Genomic DNA, 14645 nt, shown 5'->3' with positions numbered 1-14645 from the left:
CCAACGCACCGCAGCCCTGGCAGACTTCCTCCACACCTACAACCAACACCGCTGCCACACCGCACTCGGAGGCAAGCCACCGATCAGCCGCGTGAACAACGCACCAGGTCAATACAGCTAGCCGGCCCGCCTGACGCTCTCGGGACCCGCGAGCTCGCGGGCGATCACCATGCGCTGGATCTGGTTGGTGCCCTCGACGATCTGGAGGACCTTGGCCTCGCGCATGTAGCGCTCGACGGGGAAGTCGGCCGTGTAGCCGTAGCCGCCCAGCAACTGGACGGCGTCCGTGGTCACGCGCATCGCCGCGTCGGTGCAGAACAGCTTCGCCATGGCCGCCTCACGCCCGAAGGGCACTCCGGCGTCCCGCAGCCGCGCGGCGCTCAGATACAGCGCCCGGCCGGCTTCGATCTGCGTCGCCATGTCGGCGATCATGAAGCGCAGTCCCTGGAAGTCGGCGATGGGGCGCCCGAACTGCTCGCGCCCGAGCATGTATCCGAGCGCTTCGTCCAGCGCGGCCTGTGCCACGCCGACCGCGCACGCCGCGATGCCCAGGCGGCCGGACTCCAGGGACGACAGCGCCACGGTCAGGCCCTGGCCCTCGTCGCCGATGCGGCGTGCGTCGGGGATCCGTACGCCGTCGAAGTGGACCTGGGCGGTGGGCGATCCGTTCATGCCCATCTTGCGTTCGGGCACCGCCGCTGAGACGCCCTCGGCATCGCCGGGCACGAGGAACGCCGTGATGCCGCGGGGCCCTTCAACGCCGGTACGGGCGAGAACGGTGAGGAAGTCCGCGACTCCGCCGTGGGTGATCCACGCCTTGGTGCCGTCCAGAATCCATTCGTCGCCGTCGCGTGTGGCGCGGGTGCGCAGCGAGGCCGCGTCGGAGCCGGAAGAGGGCTCGGAGAGGCAGTACGCGCCGAGAGTGCCGCCGCCGAGCATGGCGGGAAGGTGGTCGGCGCGCTGCTGCTTGGTGCCGAAGACGGCGAGGGCGTGGCAGGCGAGGGTGTGCACGCTGGCGCCGAGGCCGACGGTGAGGCGGGCAGCGGCGAGCTCTTCCAGGACCTGGAGATAGACCTCGTAGGGCTGGCCGCCACCGCCGAACTCCTCCGAGTACGGAAGTCCCAGCAGACCCGACTCGGACAGCAGGGTGAAGATCTCCCGTGGGAAGCGGCCTGCGGCCTCCTCTTCGGCGGCGCGGGGTCTGATCTCCCGCTCGGCCACTTCACGTACGAGTGACAGCAGGTCGCGGGCTTCCTGCGTGGGCAGCCGTCGTTGAACGGGCTGCGGTCCGTGTTCGGACATCACGGCGCTCTCCTCCTGTTCGGGGGCTGCGGCGGCGGAACCGGGGTGTGGTGGCGCCGCCGTACCGGGCAACGGCCGCCGTGGCCGGGACCCGGGTGTGAAAAGCCGCTCACCGGTGGCGCCCCGCCGGGTTGCGACGGCGGCTGACCAGGGGCTGCGGCGAAAAAAGTATGCCCGATCCCAGGCAGCCAGTCATCGGCGGGACGGACCGCCGGTGACATGGGAAGCAACGGAATCCGAAGCGCACTGGTTCAAACCATTGACGCACTGGTCTAGTCCTTCTAGATTCCGGGCCGGACACTTCCGCCGCTGTCATCGCGGAACCCCCCTCACCGTGCACCGAAGGATCACCAGCAGCATCTCCCCCAACTCCCCAGAGGAGAGCCATGATTAGATCTTTCGTACGACGTCGCAGATCTTCCGTACGCGCTCCCCGGCGCCGTCTTCTACTGCTCACGGCCGCGGGATGCGCCGCCGCACTCGCCGTCACGCTCCCGGGCGCCGCCGCGGCGACGCCGGCTAAACCGTCGGAGGCTCACGCGGCCGCGCCCGCGGCCCGGACCGCCGGGCAGACGCAGCAGGACCGGCACGAGCGGCAGGGCGAACACCGGGCGGCGGACGGGAAGTTGGTGGGCTACTTCGCCGACTGGGACGTCTACCAGCGCAATTACCACGTCAAGGACATCGAGACCTCCGGCTCCGCGGACCGGCTCACCCACATCAACTACGCGTTCGGCAACGTGCAGGGCGGCAAGTGCACCGTCGGCGACTCCTACGCGGACTACGAGAAGGCGTACACGGCCGATCAGAGCGTCGACGGCAACGCCGACTCCTGGGACCAGCCGCTGCGCGGCAACTTCAATCAGCTCCGCAAACTCAAGGAGAAGCACCCGCAGTTGAAGGTGCTGTGGTCCTTCGGCGGCTGGACCTGGTCCGGCGGCTTCGCCGAGGCCGCGAAGAACCCGGCCGCGTTCGCCGAGTCCTGCCACAGCCTCCTCGAAGACGAGCGCTGGGCAGGGCTGTTCGACGGCATCGACATCGACTGGGAGTACCCGAACGCGTGCGGTCTGACGTGTGACGAGAGCGGCCCGAACGCCTTCACCGACGTGATGAAGGCGCTGCGCGCGGAGTTCGGCGGCGAGAAGCTGGTGACGGCCGCGATCACCGCGGACGCCTCGGCGGGAGGCAAGCTGGAGTCCGCGGACTACGCGGGCGCCGCACAGTACGCGGACTGGTATCTGCCCATGACCTACGACTACTTCGGAGCCTGGGACGCGCAGGGGCCCACCGCGCCCCACTCCCCCCTCCAGGGCTACGACGGCATTCCGAAGGACGGCTTCAACACCGCGGCGACCGTGGAGAAGCTCAAGGCCATGGGCGTGCCCGCCGGCAAGCTCCTCCTCGGCATCGGCTTCTACGGACGCGGCTGGGACGGCGTCACGCAGTCCGAGCCGGGCGGCACCGCGACGGGTCCCGCGCCCGGCACCTACGAACAGGGCATCGAGGACTACGAGGTGCTCAAGGGGCGCTGCCCCGCCACCGGCACGGTCGCGGGCACGGCGTACGCGCACTGCGGCAGCCAGTGGTGGAGTTACGACACCCCCGAGACCATCGGCGGCAAGACCGGCTGGGCGGCGCAGCAGGGGCTGGGCGGTTCCTTCGTGTGGGAGCTGAGCGGCGACACCCCGGACGGCGAGCTGATCAAGTCGCTCGGCTAGCAGGGCCGTTGCCCGTTCCGGGCCGAATACCGTCACCGTTGCGCGCCCCGTGGACCACCGCGGGGCGCGCGGCGCTGTCAGTGCCCGGTGCCAGACTCACGCGCATGACGGGTGACCCGGGCGGCCCGGGCGCGGTGCGGTGGGCGCTGGCAGAGCGCGAGGACGGGCGTGCCCTGATCTGCCCGCTGGACGGGCTGGGGAGACCGGCCGGTCCGGTCCGTACGGAGGAGTCCGCGGAGTCGGCGGTCCGCTCCCGGCCGGACGCGGTGCGCTGGGTGTGGCGGTCCGGCGCCGGCGTGCATCCGCGGCTGATCGAGGCGGGCGTGCGGGTGGAGCGCTGCTACGACGTGGAGGCGGCGGAGGCGCTGCTGCTGGGTCACGAGGGGCGGGCCGGGGCGCCGCGTTCGCTGCCGGCGGCGTTCGCGCGGCTGCACGGACTGCCCGTGCCGCCGGATCCCCCCGCCGTCTCACGCGGGGCGGAGGAGGAGCCGTCGCTGTTCGACGCCGGGCCCGCCCCGCTGCCGGAGGGCGTCGACCCGATGACGGCCCTGCTGGAGGTCTACGCCGCGCAGCTGGAGCGCACCGGGAGGGCCGAACACCCGGAGCGCATGCGGCTGTTGCTGGCGGGCGAGTCGGCGGGGACGCTCGTCGCGGTGGAGATGGGGCGCACGGGCGTGCCCTGGCGGGCCGACGTCCACCGGGAGCTGCTGGAGGAGCTGCTCGGCGAGCGCTATGCGGGCGGGCTGCCCCGGCGGCTGGCCGAGCTGGAGGAGGAGATCTCGGCGGCCTTCGGACCGGGCGTGCGGGTGCGGCCGGACCTGCCGGCGGACGTGCTGCGGGCCTTCGCGCAGGCGGGCGTGCAGCTGTCGTCGACGCGGGCGTGGGAGCTGCGGGGCGTCTCCCATCCCGCCGTGGAGCCGCTGCTGCGGTACAAGAAGCTCTACCGGCTGTGGACCGCGCACGGCTGGTCGTGGCTGCGCTCTTGGGTGCGGGAGGGCCGTTTCCGTGCGGAGTACGTGCCGGGCGGCGCCGCGTCGGGCCGGTGGACCACCAACGGCGGGGGCGCGCTTCAGATTCCGAAGGTCGTACGGCGAGCGGTCGTCGCGGATCCGGGGTGGCGGCTCGTCGTGGCCGACGCCGGGCAGATGGAGCCGCGGGTGCTCGCGGCCGTCTCCCGCGATCCGGGGCTGATGGCGGTCGCGAGCAGCGACGAGGACCTGTACACGGCGCTGTCGCGGAGGGCGTTCGGCGGGGACCGCGCGCAGGCCAAGCTGGCGCTGCTCGGCGCGGTGTACGGGCAGACGAGCGGCGACGGGCTGCGCAACCTCGCCGCCCTGCGGCGGCGCTTCCCGCAAGCGGTCGCCTACGTCGACGAGGCGGCGAGGGCGGGCGAGGAAGGGCGGCTGGTACGCACGCACTTGGGCCGCACCTGCCCTCCCGCCGGGGCCCCGGGTGGTCAGGAGAGTGGAGGCGACGCAGGAGGCGACGGCGCGGAGGGCAGCGGGCCCGAGGCGGAGGCCGCCTGGGAGGGCGGAGGCGAAGGACCGCCGAAGCCGTCACCAGGCGGAGGCGGGGGCGCGGCACGGGCACGGGGCCGCTTCACCCGCAACTTCGTGGTGCAGGGCAGCGCCGCCGACTGGGCCGTGCTGATGCTCGCGGCGCTGCGGCAGGAGCTGGCCGGGTCCGATGCGGAACTGGTCTTCTTCCAGCACGACGAGGTGATCGTGCACTGCCCGGCTCAGGAGGCGGAACGGGTCGCCAAGGCCGTCGCTGAGGCGGGAGAGCGGGCGGGGCGCGCGGCGTTCGGCGAGACGCCGGTGCGGTTCGCGTTCAGCACGGCGGTCGTGGAGTGCTACGCGGACGCGAAGTGAGAGCGGGCGCCGGACTCCTGGGAGTTGGGCGCCTGGGAGCCGGTGCGGTCCACGGCGGCTCCGCGGCGGGACCACCGCCGCGGGAGCGCGGAGCGACCGGCTCGCGGGACCGGCCGGCGCCGGTCACTCCGCCAGTTCGGCGCGCAGCCGGGCCGCGACGTCCTCGGCCTCGTCCTCGCTGCCGTACCGGCTGCGCGGCCAGAAGAAGCCGCGCAGCCCGTCCTTGCGATTGCGGGGTACGACGTGCACGTGGAAGTGCGGCACCGACTGACTGACCCGGTTGTTCGCCGCGACGAACGAACCGGCCGCTCCCATGGCCGACTCCACGGCCGCGGTGATGCGGCGTACCCGTTCGAAGAGCGGGCCGACCATGTCGGCGGGGAGGTCGGTCAGCGTCTCGTGATGTTCGCGCGGCACGACGAGGGTGTGGCCGTGGAACAGCGGCCTGGCGTCGAGGAACGCCACCACGAGCTCGTCCTCGAAGACGCGGTGGCTTCCGCGGCGGCCGGCCACGATGTCGCAGAAGAGGCAGTCCGGGTGGGCTTGCGGATCCGAGTGCACTCCCCCAGTGAACCGTCTCCTCCCGGGACGGCGGCAGAGGCCGTGCACGGAAGGAGACGGCGGACCGCCGGGCCGGGAGGCGGCCGGGCGGCACCCGGAAGCTCAGACGCCCATGTCGCAGCAGCCCTCCCGGCGCAGTTGCCGGCTCACGCGGCGCCACTCCTCCGCCGTGCCGCCGTGCGCGCCCCTGCCACTGGACGAGCCGCCGGAAGCGCCACTGGACGAGCCGCTGGAAGCACCGCCGGTAGCGCCGTCGGAACTCTTCGTTCCGTCCGACCTTCCGCGTTCCGTCCCGGGCTGCGCTCCGCGTTCCGTGTCCGGTTCGGGAAACGAGTCGGTCAGCTCGGCGGCCTCGAAGTGCTGCCCGCCGCGAAGCACCGACACCGTACGTACGAGATCGTCGAAGTCGGTGAACGGGTCGCCGTCGACGAGGGTGAGGTCGGCGAGCTTGCCCTCCTCCACCGTGCCGAGGTCCTTCTCCGCGCCGAAGACCCGCGCGGGCGTCACCGTCGCCGTGCGCAGCGCCTCGGCCGCCGACATCCCTCCGCGGTGAAGTGCGCGCAGCGCGAGATGCAGATGCAGTCCGACCGGTACGAGCGGCTGGTCGGTGCCGAGCGCGACGAGTCCCCCGCCGTCGAGCACGCGCCGGTAGATCGCCGTCTCCCTTGCCAGCGTGGCGAGTTGGGCTCCCGTGGGCGGCGTGCCGGCGAGCTCTTCGACGGCCGAGGTGTCCCACGGCGGCATCAGCCGCGTCACCCTCGGGTCCTCGGCGAGCGACGGGTCGGCGCCGAGCAGGGGTGCGGCCGTGAAGGGCGTCGCGATGAGGTGGAAGGCGGCCCCGCGTGCGGTGTAGATCTCCTCGACGTCCTGCTGCGACCGGCCGGTGGCGGTGGTCGCGTGCCCGAACTCCAGCCGCTGCGTGGCCTGGAGGTGGGTGGTCAGATCGCCGCCGAGCTGTATGCCGGGCGTACACAGGTGGCTGCCCGCGCGGACGCCGAGCCGCTCGTGGGCGAAGCGCGCCGCCTCGGCCATGATCCAGCCGGGGGCGCGTACATACGTCTTGACGAAGTCCCAGCCGAGTCCTTCCGCGCGCTCCAGCGAGCGGCGCAGCCCCTCGCTGGTGCGGTGCGGGCGGCCCATGCTGTAGGCGACGCGTGCTCCGTCGAGGAGTTCGCCGGTCGCCAGCAGCCGGGGTCCGGCGAGGGCACCGCCGGTGACGGCTTCGCGGATGCGGGCCTGTTCGTAGGCGAAGCCGCCGAGGGAGACGGCGGTGGTGATGCCGTAGGCGAGCTGGACGGCGGTCTGCCGTCCGCCGTAGGTGCTCTGCCAGGGGTGGGTGTGGGAGTCCCACAGGCCCGGCACGACCGTCATCCGGGAGGCGTCGACGTGCCGGGCCGCGGACCGGCGGGCGCCCGCGCGGCGGGGCAGCACCTCACGGATGCGTCCGTCGCGCACGACGATGTCGACGTCCTCGCGGACCTCGTCGCCCGTGCCGTCCCACAGCCGTCCGGCGCGTACGACGGTGTCGCGGGCCCGCGGCGGCCGGTGGCGCAGCCGCAGCGGCACCGTGCGCGCCTCGCCGCCTGCCACGTCGAGGCGGCGCAGCCTGCCCGCCGACAGATACAGCAGCGTGCGCGAATCCCCGGACCAGGACGGGTGGTCGGCGCTCTCGTCGGTGAGGCGGCGCGGCTCGCCGCGCGGCGAGCCGTCGGGCCGTACGGGCAGCAGCCACAGCGCCGACTCGCTGACGACGGCGAGGTGACGGCCGTCCGGGGACCATACGGGGCCGCTGTCGTAACGGTCGGAGAGCGAGGCGTGCGGCGAGAGAGCGTGCAGCCGGTCCTCGCCGCCGTCGGCGTCGACGACGCGGATGACGTTGTAGCCCTCGCGGAAGCGCTGGTTGAGGCGGTTGCGGTCGCACAGCGCGAGGTGGCGGCCGTCCGGCGACCAGCTGGGTCTGCCGGGCAGTCCGGCGGCGCCCAGCGGCTCGGCGAGTACGCGTTCGCGCTGCGCGTCCAGGTCGCGTACGACGAGGTTGCCGCTCATGTCGAGGCAGGCCAGCCTGGTCCCGTCGGGCGACAGCACGGGGAAGACGCGTCCGCCTCCGGCGAGCAGGGTGTCCTCACCGGTCCGCAGATCGTGCCGCCGGGCGGCGAGCAGCCCGTCGCGGTCGTCGGAGTAGACGATCCCGTGCCCGTCGGGTGTCCAGGTGGGGGCGAGCGGATAGCGGGTGCGGGCCCCGGTGACGACCTCACGGGGGCGTCCGTGGCCGGAAACCGGCGCGACCCAGAGGGAGTTGAGGGCGGCGAAGGCGACACGGCGGCCGTCGGGCGAGAGCGCGGGCAGATGGATCGCGCGTACGGGGGTGCTGCCGCCGCCCGGTTCGAAGCCGTAGTCCTTGACGCGGTAGCGGGGACGTTCGAGGTCCGACGTGGCGGTGAACGGGATGTGCTCGGCGTCGCCCGGGTCTCCTGTGCGTACGACGGTGAACCGTCCGTCGACGGTGAGCAGCAGCTCCTCCGCGGAGATCCAGCGCGGCGGCACGGGCTGCAAGTCGCCGTCGACGGCGAGGACTTCGCCGTCGACGAGCAGCGTGCAGGAGGCGTCGGGCGAGGCCGTGGTGCGCAGCAGCGCCAGCCGTCCCCTCGGTGAGACGGCGGGCGTCATCACGTCGGCGGCCTCGGCGTGTTCGGTGTACTCGGTGCGCGCCGCTCCCCCGCCGTCGGCCGCCACGGAGGCGACGATGCGGGTCCGCAGCACCGTCGCCCCGTGATCGCCGGCCTCCGGGGCGCCGCGCGCGAACAGCACACGTCTGCCGTCGGGCGACCATGCGGGGTCGAAGTCCTCCCAGGGGCCGTCCTGTTGGGGCCCGTCCTGCCCGGGCAGGCCCGTCAGCCGGGTGAGTTCGTCCGTACGTACGTCCAGCACCCAGATGCGGTACGGGCTGCCGGTGACGGGGTCACCGCCGCGCTCCGAGGAGAAGGCGATGCGGGTGCCGTCGGGCGACCATGCGGGGCCGCGGTCGTCCCAGGGGCCGTCGGTGCGCTGCCGTAGGCCGGAGCCGTCGGGGCGCAGCGTCCACAGGTGGAATCCGCCGCCGCGGTAGGCGCAGACGGCGAGCTGCTTGCCGTCGGGGGCGAACTCGGGCCGTGTGGGCTCCAGTTCGGGGCCGGTGAGCGCCACGGCCCGGCCGCCCTCGCGGGGCACGGACCACAGCACGTTCTGCACCTCGGCGACGAGCCGGTCGCCGCCGGGGGCGAGGGTGGCGGCGCCGTTGGTGGCGGCCGTGAAGGAGAGCGTGGCGCGGGAGGTGAGGGACGCGGCGGCGCTGCCGGGAGCGGCGGGTGCGGTGGGTGCGGCAGGTGCGGTGGCGGCGGACGCGGTGCCCGGCGTGGCCAGCACGGTTCCGGCGGCGCCCGCGGTGGCCGCGCCCGCGGCGGCCGTGGTGAGGAAGCGGCGGCGGGTGAGGCGGGCGGCGCGCGAGAGCGGGTTGCCGGGGCGGGCGGCCGGATCGCCGTCCGGTTCCCGGGCATCCGGAGCGGGGGACGCGGCGGCGGTGGCCGTGCCAGCCGCGGGATGCGCCACGGCTTCGGCTGCGGAGTCGGCGGAGGCTTCAACTCCGGCTGCGGCTGCGGAGTCGGCGGGGGCTTCGGCGGCGACTTGGGCTGCGGCTGCGGAGTCGGCGGCTGGGTCTCTCGGAGTCACTCGGCCCTCCCGGGGCACCTGTCTCGATCGGAACGCCGCGGACAGGGCCGGCCGGTCGCGTACAGGCGTGCGCGCGTGGCCGCCTGCCCCCGTACCGCGTATCGCCGCGACTTCAGAAGTCTCGATGGTGTCCAGGTCGAACCCGCCGGTCAACACCGCATCCGCGCACCGGTGTTGATGGTCGTTGACGACCGTTGACGACCGTTGACGACCCCGGCAGCGGGGGCCGCCTCCGCGGTGCGCGGCGGTGGGCGCCCCCTACACCGGCTGCGGCCCCGGCTCTCCTTCCGGCAGGTCCAGCAGCACACACAGCTTCCGTGCGGCGGGGCTCGCGGCGTCGCCGGCGGGCAGGGCGACCGAGACCTCCCACACGGGCTGCGGGCCCTCCGTCAGCGGTACGGCGCACACGCCCGCCGCCTGCGGCTTGCGCGCGAAGTGCCGGGGCACGACGGCCACTCCGAGGCCCTGCTCGACCAGTTCGATGAGGCTGTGCACGTCATTGACCTCCAGCGCGACCTGCCGTTCCACCCCGGCGGCGGCGAAAGCGCGGTCCGTCAGTTGACGTACGCCCCAGTCGGGCTGGAAGTCGACGAGCGCCTCCCCCTTCAGCTCCGCCCAGCGCGCCCCGTCTCCCCCGGCGCTCCCCGCGAGCCGGTGCCGGGGGTGGCAGAGCAGCACGAGCTGCTCGCTCGTGAGCGGTGTGAGCCGTACGCCCTGCGGCGGCGGACCGCACAGGGCGACGAACGCGAGGTCGAGGCGTCCCGCGGCGACGTCCTCGGCCAGCAGGCGCGACCCCGCCTGACGCAGCCGTATCTCCACCTCGGGATGCTCCGCGCGGAATCCGGCCAGCAGCCGGGGCACGTCGACCCCGGCTATGCACTGCTCGGTGCCGACGGACAGGGTGCCGCGCAGCAGTCCCTGTGCCGCAGCGACCGCCTCCTTCGCGGCGCGGACGTTTGCCAGTGCCCGGGTGGCCTCGCCGAGCAACGCCCGGCCTGGGCCGGTGAGTTCGACGCTGCGGGTGGTGCGTACGAAGAGCTTGGCGCCCAGTTCACGCTCCAGGGCGCGCACGGAGGCCGACAGTCCGGACTGGGAGACCAGCAGCCGCTCGGCGGCCCGGGTGAAGTGCCGTTCCTCGGCGACCGTGACGAAGTATTCGAGATGACGTAGTTCCACGATTGAGAAGGCTAGTCGCTCAATCCGTTCGCTTTCTTCTATTGGACGTCTGGCTCGGGGCGGGCGAGGGTGGAGAGGTCCACCGGGCCCACCGGGTCCACCGGGCCGGTCCGCGGGCCCGGCGCCCGTCCGCCCGTCCGGACGCCCAAACGCCCAAACGCCCGGATCCTCCGGTCCCGTTCACCGCCGGCCGCCGTGCCGGCGACGACGACACCCGTGCAACTTCCTTGGAGATCAACCGTGTACGAAGCCGACGCCGCCCGCTACGACTCGATGCCCTACCGACGTACGGGCCGCAGCGGGCTCCGTCTCCCCGCGATCTCGCTGGGGCTGTGGCACAACTTCGGCACCGACCGCCCGCTGGAGCGCCAGCAGGCGATCGTCCGCCGCGCATTCGACCTGGGCGTCACCCACTTCGACCTGGCCAACAACTACGGCCCGCCGCCCGGCGCCGCGGAGACCGCCTTCGGCCGCATCGTCCGCCAGGATCTGCTCCCCTACCGTGACGAGATCGTCGTCTCCACCAAGGCGGGCCATCTCATGTGGCCCGGCCCGTACGGGGAATGGGGATCCCGCAAGAGCCTCCTCGCCTCGCTCGACCAGAGCCTCGGCCGCATGGGCCTGGACCACGTCGACATCTTCTACTCGCACCGGCCCGACCCGGACACGCCGCTCGAGGAGACGATGGGGGCGCTGCACACCGCCGTGCAGCAGGGCAAGGCGCTCTACGCCGGCATCTCCAACTACTCGCCGGAGCAGACCCGGGAGGCCGCCCGCATCCTGGGCGGGCTGGGCACTCCGCTCCTCATCCACCAGCCGCGCTACTCCATGCTCGACCGGCAGCCGGAGCAGGGCCTGCTGGAGACGCTGACCGGCATCGGCGCCGGAAGCATCGTCTTCTCACCGCTCGCTCAGGGGCTTCTCTCCAGCCGCTATCTCGACGGCGTGCCCGAAGGGTCGCGGGCGGCCGGGGCGAGCCCCTTCCTCAGCAGCGACCAGATCACCGGAGAGACGGTCGCCATGCTGCGCGGACTGAACGAAGTGGCCCGGGAGCGCGGCCAGTCGCTGGCGCAGATGGCGCTGGCCTGGGTGCTGCGCGACAGCGTCACCTCGGCGCTCGTGGGCGCGAGCAGTCCGGAACAGCTCGCGGACAGCGTCGCGGCCGTCAGCGGCCTGGGCTTCGCGGACGACGAACTCGCGCGCATCGAGGAGCTGTTGGCGCAGGGACCGTCGGTCTGATCGAACGGCGTGCGGCGCAGGACGGGAGCGTGCGGCGAAGGCGGGGCCGTACGGCACCCGGGCCCGTGCGGCACCCGGGCCCTGGCGGGGCGGCCCGGCCGCCCCGCCCTTCCGCGCGCGCCCCGAACTGCCCGCCGCCTCCGGTCAGTTGAGGGTGTCGGGGTCCGGCCCGACGCGTACGCCGGTCTCCAGCGTCTCCATGTCCGCGAGGTCGGTGCCGTCGAGCTGGAAGTCGAAGACGTCGAGGTTCTCCCGGATACGGGAAGGAGTCGACGACTTGGGGATGACCACGTTCCCCAGCTGGATGTGCCAGCGGAGCACGACCTGTGCGGCGCTCCTGCCGTGCTTCTCCGCGATGCGGGCGACGACCGGGTCCTCCAGCACGCCGTTGCCGCGGCCGAGCGGCGACCAGGCCTCGGTGGCGACACCGAGTCCGGCGTCGAAGGCACGCAACTCCCGCTGCTGGAGGCGCGGATGGAGCTCGATCTGGTTGACCGCGGGGACGACGTCGCTCTCCTGCGTGAGCCTGCGCAGATGGGCGGGCTGGAAGTTGGAGACGCCGATCGCCCTGGCCCGGCCCTCGGCGTAGATCTTCTCCAGCGCGCGCCAGGTCTCCACGTACAGGTCGCGGGCGGGCAGCGGCCAGTGGATGAGGTAGAGGTCCACGTAGTCCAGGCCCAGCTTCGAAAGCGACGTGTCGAAGGCGCGCAGCGCGTCGTCGTGGCCCTGGTCGGTGTTCCACAGCTTCGTGGTCACGAACAGCTCTTCACGCGGGATTCCCGACGCGGAAAGGGCGCGGCCGGTGCCCGCCTCGTTCCGGTAGAGGGCCGCGGTGTCGATGCTGCGGTAGCCGACTTCCAGCGCGTAGGCGACCACGCTCTGCGTCTCGTCCTCCGGCACCTTGTAGACGCCGAAGCCGAGCTGCGGCATGCGGATTCCGTTGTTGAGGGTGACTTCGGGTCGAGTGCTCACGCGGCGTTCCTCGTTCCTCGTTCCTCGGTGGCTTGGCTCCCGGCGAGGGCGACCCGCCGGGGGCCGGGACCTTGGGAACCACTGTACGGAGTGCATATTCCGGATCGCGCAGGCCACGGCCCGGGAGCAAAGCCCCGTATCCCGTGGCCGCGTCCGGGTGCCGGGCCGGCCGTCGCACCGCCCTGATCAGCCGTCGCCGGTCGGCCCCAGCGCGTACTCGGCGACGGTCTCCAGCAGCCGCTCGTCCTCCTGCTGCGGCCGCATCGAGGCGGGCTCCCCGCGGTAGGTGTCGAACAGGACGTGGGCGGCACCCAGTTCGGCGAGCTCGTCCAGGTCGCGCCTGATCTGGCCGAGGGTGCCCTGCCCGGCCAGACGGGTCTCCTCCTCCAGCGGCGAGTCCGTCAGCAGCAGCGGCAGCCGCGGCGCGAACTCCGGTACGGGGCGCCCCTCCTCCTCCGCGATGCGGCGCAGCGCCGGAAGGCCCCGCACGCGGTAGAAGTCCATGCGCTGGTTGAGCGGATGCCAGGCGTCACCGTGTCTCACGGCCCGGCGCAGCGCCGCCCTGCTGGCGCCGCCGACCCATACCGGGGGCACGCGCAGCGGCAGCGGCCCCGTGGCGACGTCGTCGAAGGAGACGAACTCGCCGTGGTGGGAGATCTTCTCGTGCCGCCATGCCCTTGTGACGACGTCCAGATGCTCGTCGGTGATCGCTCCGCGCCGCCGGTAGTCCACACCCAGTGCCCGGTACTCGCTCTCGCTCCAGCTCACGCCGACGCCGACGATGAGACGTCCGCCGCTGAATCTGTCGATGTTCGCCGTGGCGCGCGCCGTCAGCAGCGGATGCCGGAAAGGCAGCACGGTGACGGTGGTGCCCAGCTCGATGCGCTCGGTGCGGCCCGCGAGCCAGGCCAGCGTGGTGAACGGATCGTAGAACGGCGCCTCGTACTGCCCGGCGACCTCGGGAGTGACCGCGACGTGGTCGGAGATCATCGCGAAGCCGAAGCCGCGCTCCTCGGCGTAGCGGGCCCAGCGCAGCAGGGTCGAAGGGTCCGCGCCCGTACCGAAGTTGATTATGTTGACGCCGAATCGCACCGGGCCTCTCCGTTCCGCTCCGCCTGCCGTGTCCCGTTCCGAGTGCCGCCGGCGGCGGGCCCGTCCGTGCGGCACCGGTGACAACGGGCAGGCGTCGCGGCGGGATTCCCCGCTTGTCGATGCGGGCCGAGCGGGCGGCGGCGCCCGGCACTGGCCGGTACCCGGTACGGGCCGCGGGCGTCCAACGGGCCCGGCACGCCCGGTCTTTGACGGCCGGGGAGAGAAGGCAGCTCGGGGCGGCGGCCCGGCTCGCACCGCCGCCCCCGGCCGGTCGTCAGCCGCGGCCGGGCGGCCCCCTTGGCAGCCGGCCGGGGCCCTCACCCCGGACGGCCCGTCCGGCCCGTACAGCTTGAGAACGACCGTTCTCAGCCGAGGAGGCTACAGTGCGCAGCGAAGGTTCTCAAGTGGTGAGGAGGGCAGCATGGACACCGAACTCCCTTCGGACACACGCGTGTTGGACGCGGCCGACGCCCTCTTCTACGCCCACGGCGTGCAGGCCGTCGGCGTCGACCGGATAAGGGACGCCTCGGGCGTCTCCCTCAAGCGGCTCTATCAGTGCTTCCCGTCGAAGGGCGCGATCGTGGAGGCGTATCTGCGCCGCCGCGACGAGATCTCACGGGCCGCCCTCGAGGAGCACATCGCGAAGTACGGCTCGCCGAGGGAGCAGCTTCTCGGCATGTTCGAGTGGCTGCACGACTGGTTCCGGCAACCGGGCTTCCGCGGCTGCGCGTTCAACAACGCGTTCGGCGAACTCGGCGCGGGTTCGGCGGCCGTCGCCGAAGTCGTCCGTACGCACAAGGCCGCCCTGCGGGCCCGCATCCTGAGCCTGACGGAGGCCTGCGGCGCCTGCGATCCCGAGGCCCTGACGGCGCAGATCGTCGTGCTGTTCGACGGAGCGATCACCGTGGCGACCGTCGCCGGTACGCCCGAGGCGGCGCTCCAGGCGAAAGAGGCCGCCGCCGTCCTCCTCGACGCCTCGGGCTGACGCCCGCCGGTCCCGGGTGCCCTT

General features: G+C 73.1%; 10 protein-coding genes and 1 pseudogene. 5 read left to right on the top strand and 6 right to left on the bottom strand.

Annotated features, from left to right (window positions below; translation table 11 throughout):
- A pseudogene (locus HCC61_RS28950) lies at nt 1–121 on the top strand (IS481 family transposase); the annotation flags it as partial.
- Here the strand turns inward: HCC61_RS28950 and HCC61_RS28945 are convergent.
- Nucleotides 118–1302, bottom strand: coding sequence for an acyl-CoA dehydrogenase family protein (locus HCC61_RS28945; protein WP_169140627.1), 1185 nt, complete (start codon nt 1300–1302; stop codon nt 118–120). The pseudogene HCC61_RS28950 and the gene HCC61_RS28945 sit on opposite strands and share 4 nt — an antisense overlap.
- 386 nt (nt 1303–1688) lie before the next feature.
- Here HCC61_RS28945 and HCC61_RS28940 point away from each other — a divergent pair, with 386 nt between their 5' ends.
- Together HCC61_RS28940 and HCC61_RS28935 are read left to right on the top strand one after the other, a co-directional pair.
- Nucleotides 1689–3020 (top strand): glycoside hydrolase family 18 protein, encoded by a 1332-nt coding sequence (locus tag HCC61_RS28940; RefSeq protein WP_169140625.1) that lies wholly within the window; start codon nt 1689–1691, stop codon nt 3018–3020.
- A 104-nt stretch (nt 3021–3124) separates the two neighbouring features.
- Complete coding sequence (locus HCC61_RS28935; RefSeq protein WP_169140623.1) at nt 3125–4891, top strand: bifunctional 3'-5' exonuclease/DNA polymerase; 1767 nt, start codon at nt 3125–3127, stop codon at nt 4889–4891.
- A gap of 123 nt (nt 4892–5014) precedes the next feature.
- On the opposite strand, the gene HCC61_RS28930 is transcribed toward HCC61_RS28935, so the two are convergent.
- The 3 genes from HCC61_RS28930 to HCC61_RS28920 all read right to left on the bottom strand — a co-directional run bounded on the left by HCC61_RS28930 (nt 5015) and on the right by HCC61_RS28920 (nt 10333).
- Nucleotides 5015–5452, bottom strand: coding sequence for an HIT domain-containing protein (locus tag HCC61_RS28930; protein WP_169140621.1), 438 nt, complete (start codon nt 5450–5452; stop codon nt 5015–5017).
- 102 nt (nt 5453–5554) lie between these two features.
- Nucleotides 5555–9157 carry an amidohydrolase family protein gene (locus HCC61_RS28925; RefSeq protein WP_346777435.1) on the bottom strand — a complete coding sequence of 1201 codons (3603 nt, stop codon included), beginning with the start codon at nt 9155–9157 and terminating at the stop codon, nt 5555–5557.
- Between the two features lie 258 nt (nt 9158–9415).
- Nucleotides 9416–10333 carry a LysR family transcriptional regulator gene (locus HCC61_RS28920; RefSeq protein WP_169140619.1) on the bottom strand — a complete coding sequence of 306 codons (918 nt, stop codon included), beginning with the start codon at nt 10331–10333 and terminating at the stop codon, nt 9416–9418.
- Nucleotides 10334–10606: 273 nt separating this feature from the next.
- Here HCC61_RS28920 and HCC61_RS28915 point away from each other — a divergent pair, with 273 nt between their 5' ends.
- Nucleotides 10607–11572, top strand: a complete 966-nt coding sequence (locus HCC61_RS28915) for an aldo/keto reductase (RefSeq protein ID WP_169140637.1) — start codon at nt 10607–10609, stop codon at nt 11570–11572.
- A gap of 144 nt (nt 11573–11716) precedes the next feature.
- On the opposite strand, the gene HCC61_RS28910 is transcribed toward HCC61_RS28915, so the two are convergent.
- Both HCC61_RS28910 and HCC61_RS28905 read right to left on the bottom strand, forming a co-directional pair.
- Nucleotides 11717–12544: an aldo/keto reductase gene (locus HCC61_RS28910; RefSeq protein ID WP_169140617.1), complete on the bottom strand. Its 828-nt coding sequence runs from the start codon at nt 12542–12544 to the stop codon at nt 11717–11719.
- Between the two features lie 186 nt (nt 12545–12730).
- Nucleotides 12731–13636, bottom strand: coding sequence for a TIGR03619 family F420-dependent LLM class oxidoreductase (locus HCC61_RS28905; protein ID WP_169140615.1), 906 nt, complete (start codon nt 13634–13636; stop codon nt 12731–12733).
- Nucleotides 13637–14057: 421 nt separating this feature from the next.
- Between HCC61_RS28905 and HCC61_RS28900 the strand changes: the two genes are divergently transcribed.
- On the top strand, nt 14058–14621 hold the full coding sequence (locus HCC61_RS28900) for a TetR/AcrR family transcriptional regulator (protein ID WP_169140613.1): 564 nt from the start codon (nt 14058–14060) through the stop codon (nt 14619–14621).
- Nucleotides 14622–14645 lie beyond the last annotated feature (24 nt).

This window comes from Streptomyces sp. HNM0575, assembly GCF_012726265.1.
GTDB lineage: Bacteria > Actinomycetota > Actinomycetes > Streptomycetales > Streptomycetaceae > Streptomyces.
The sequence above is the reverse complement of the archived record's forward strand: the minus strand, read 5'-3'. Positions and strand labels throughout refer to the sequence as shown.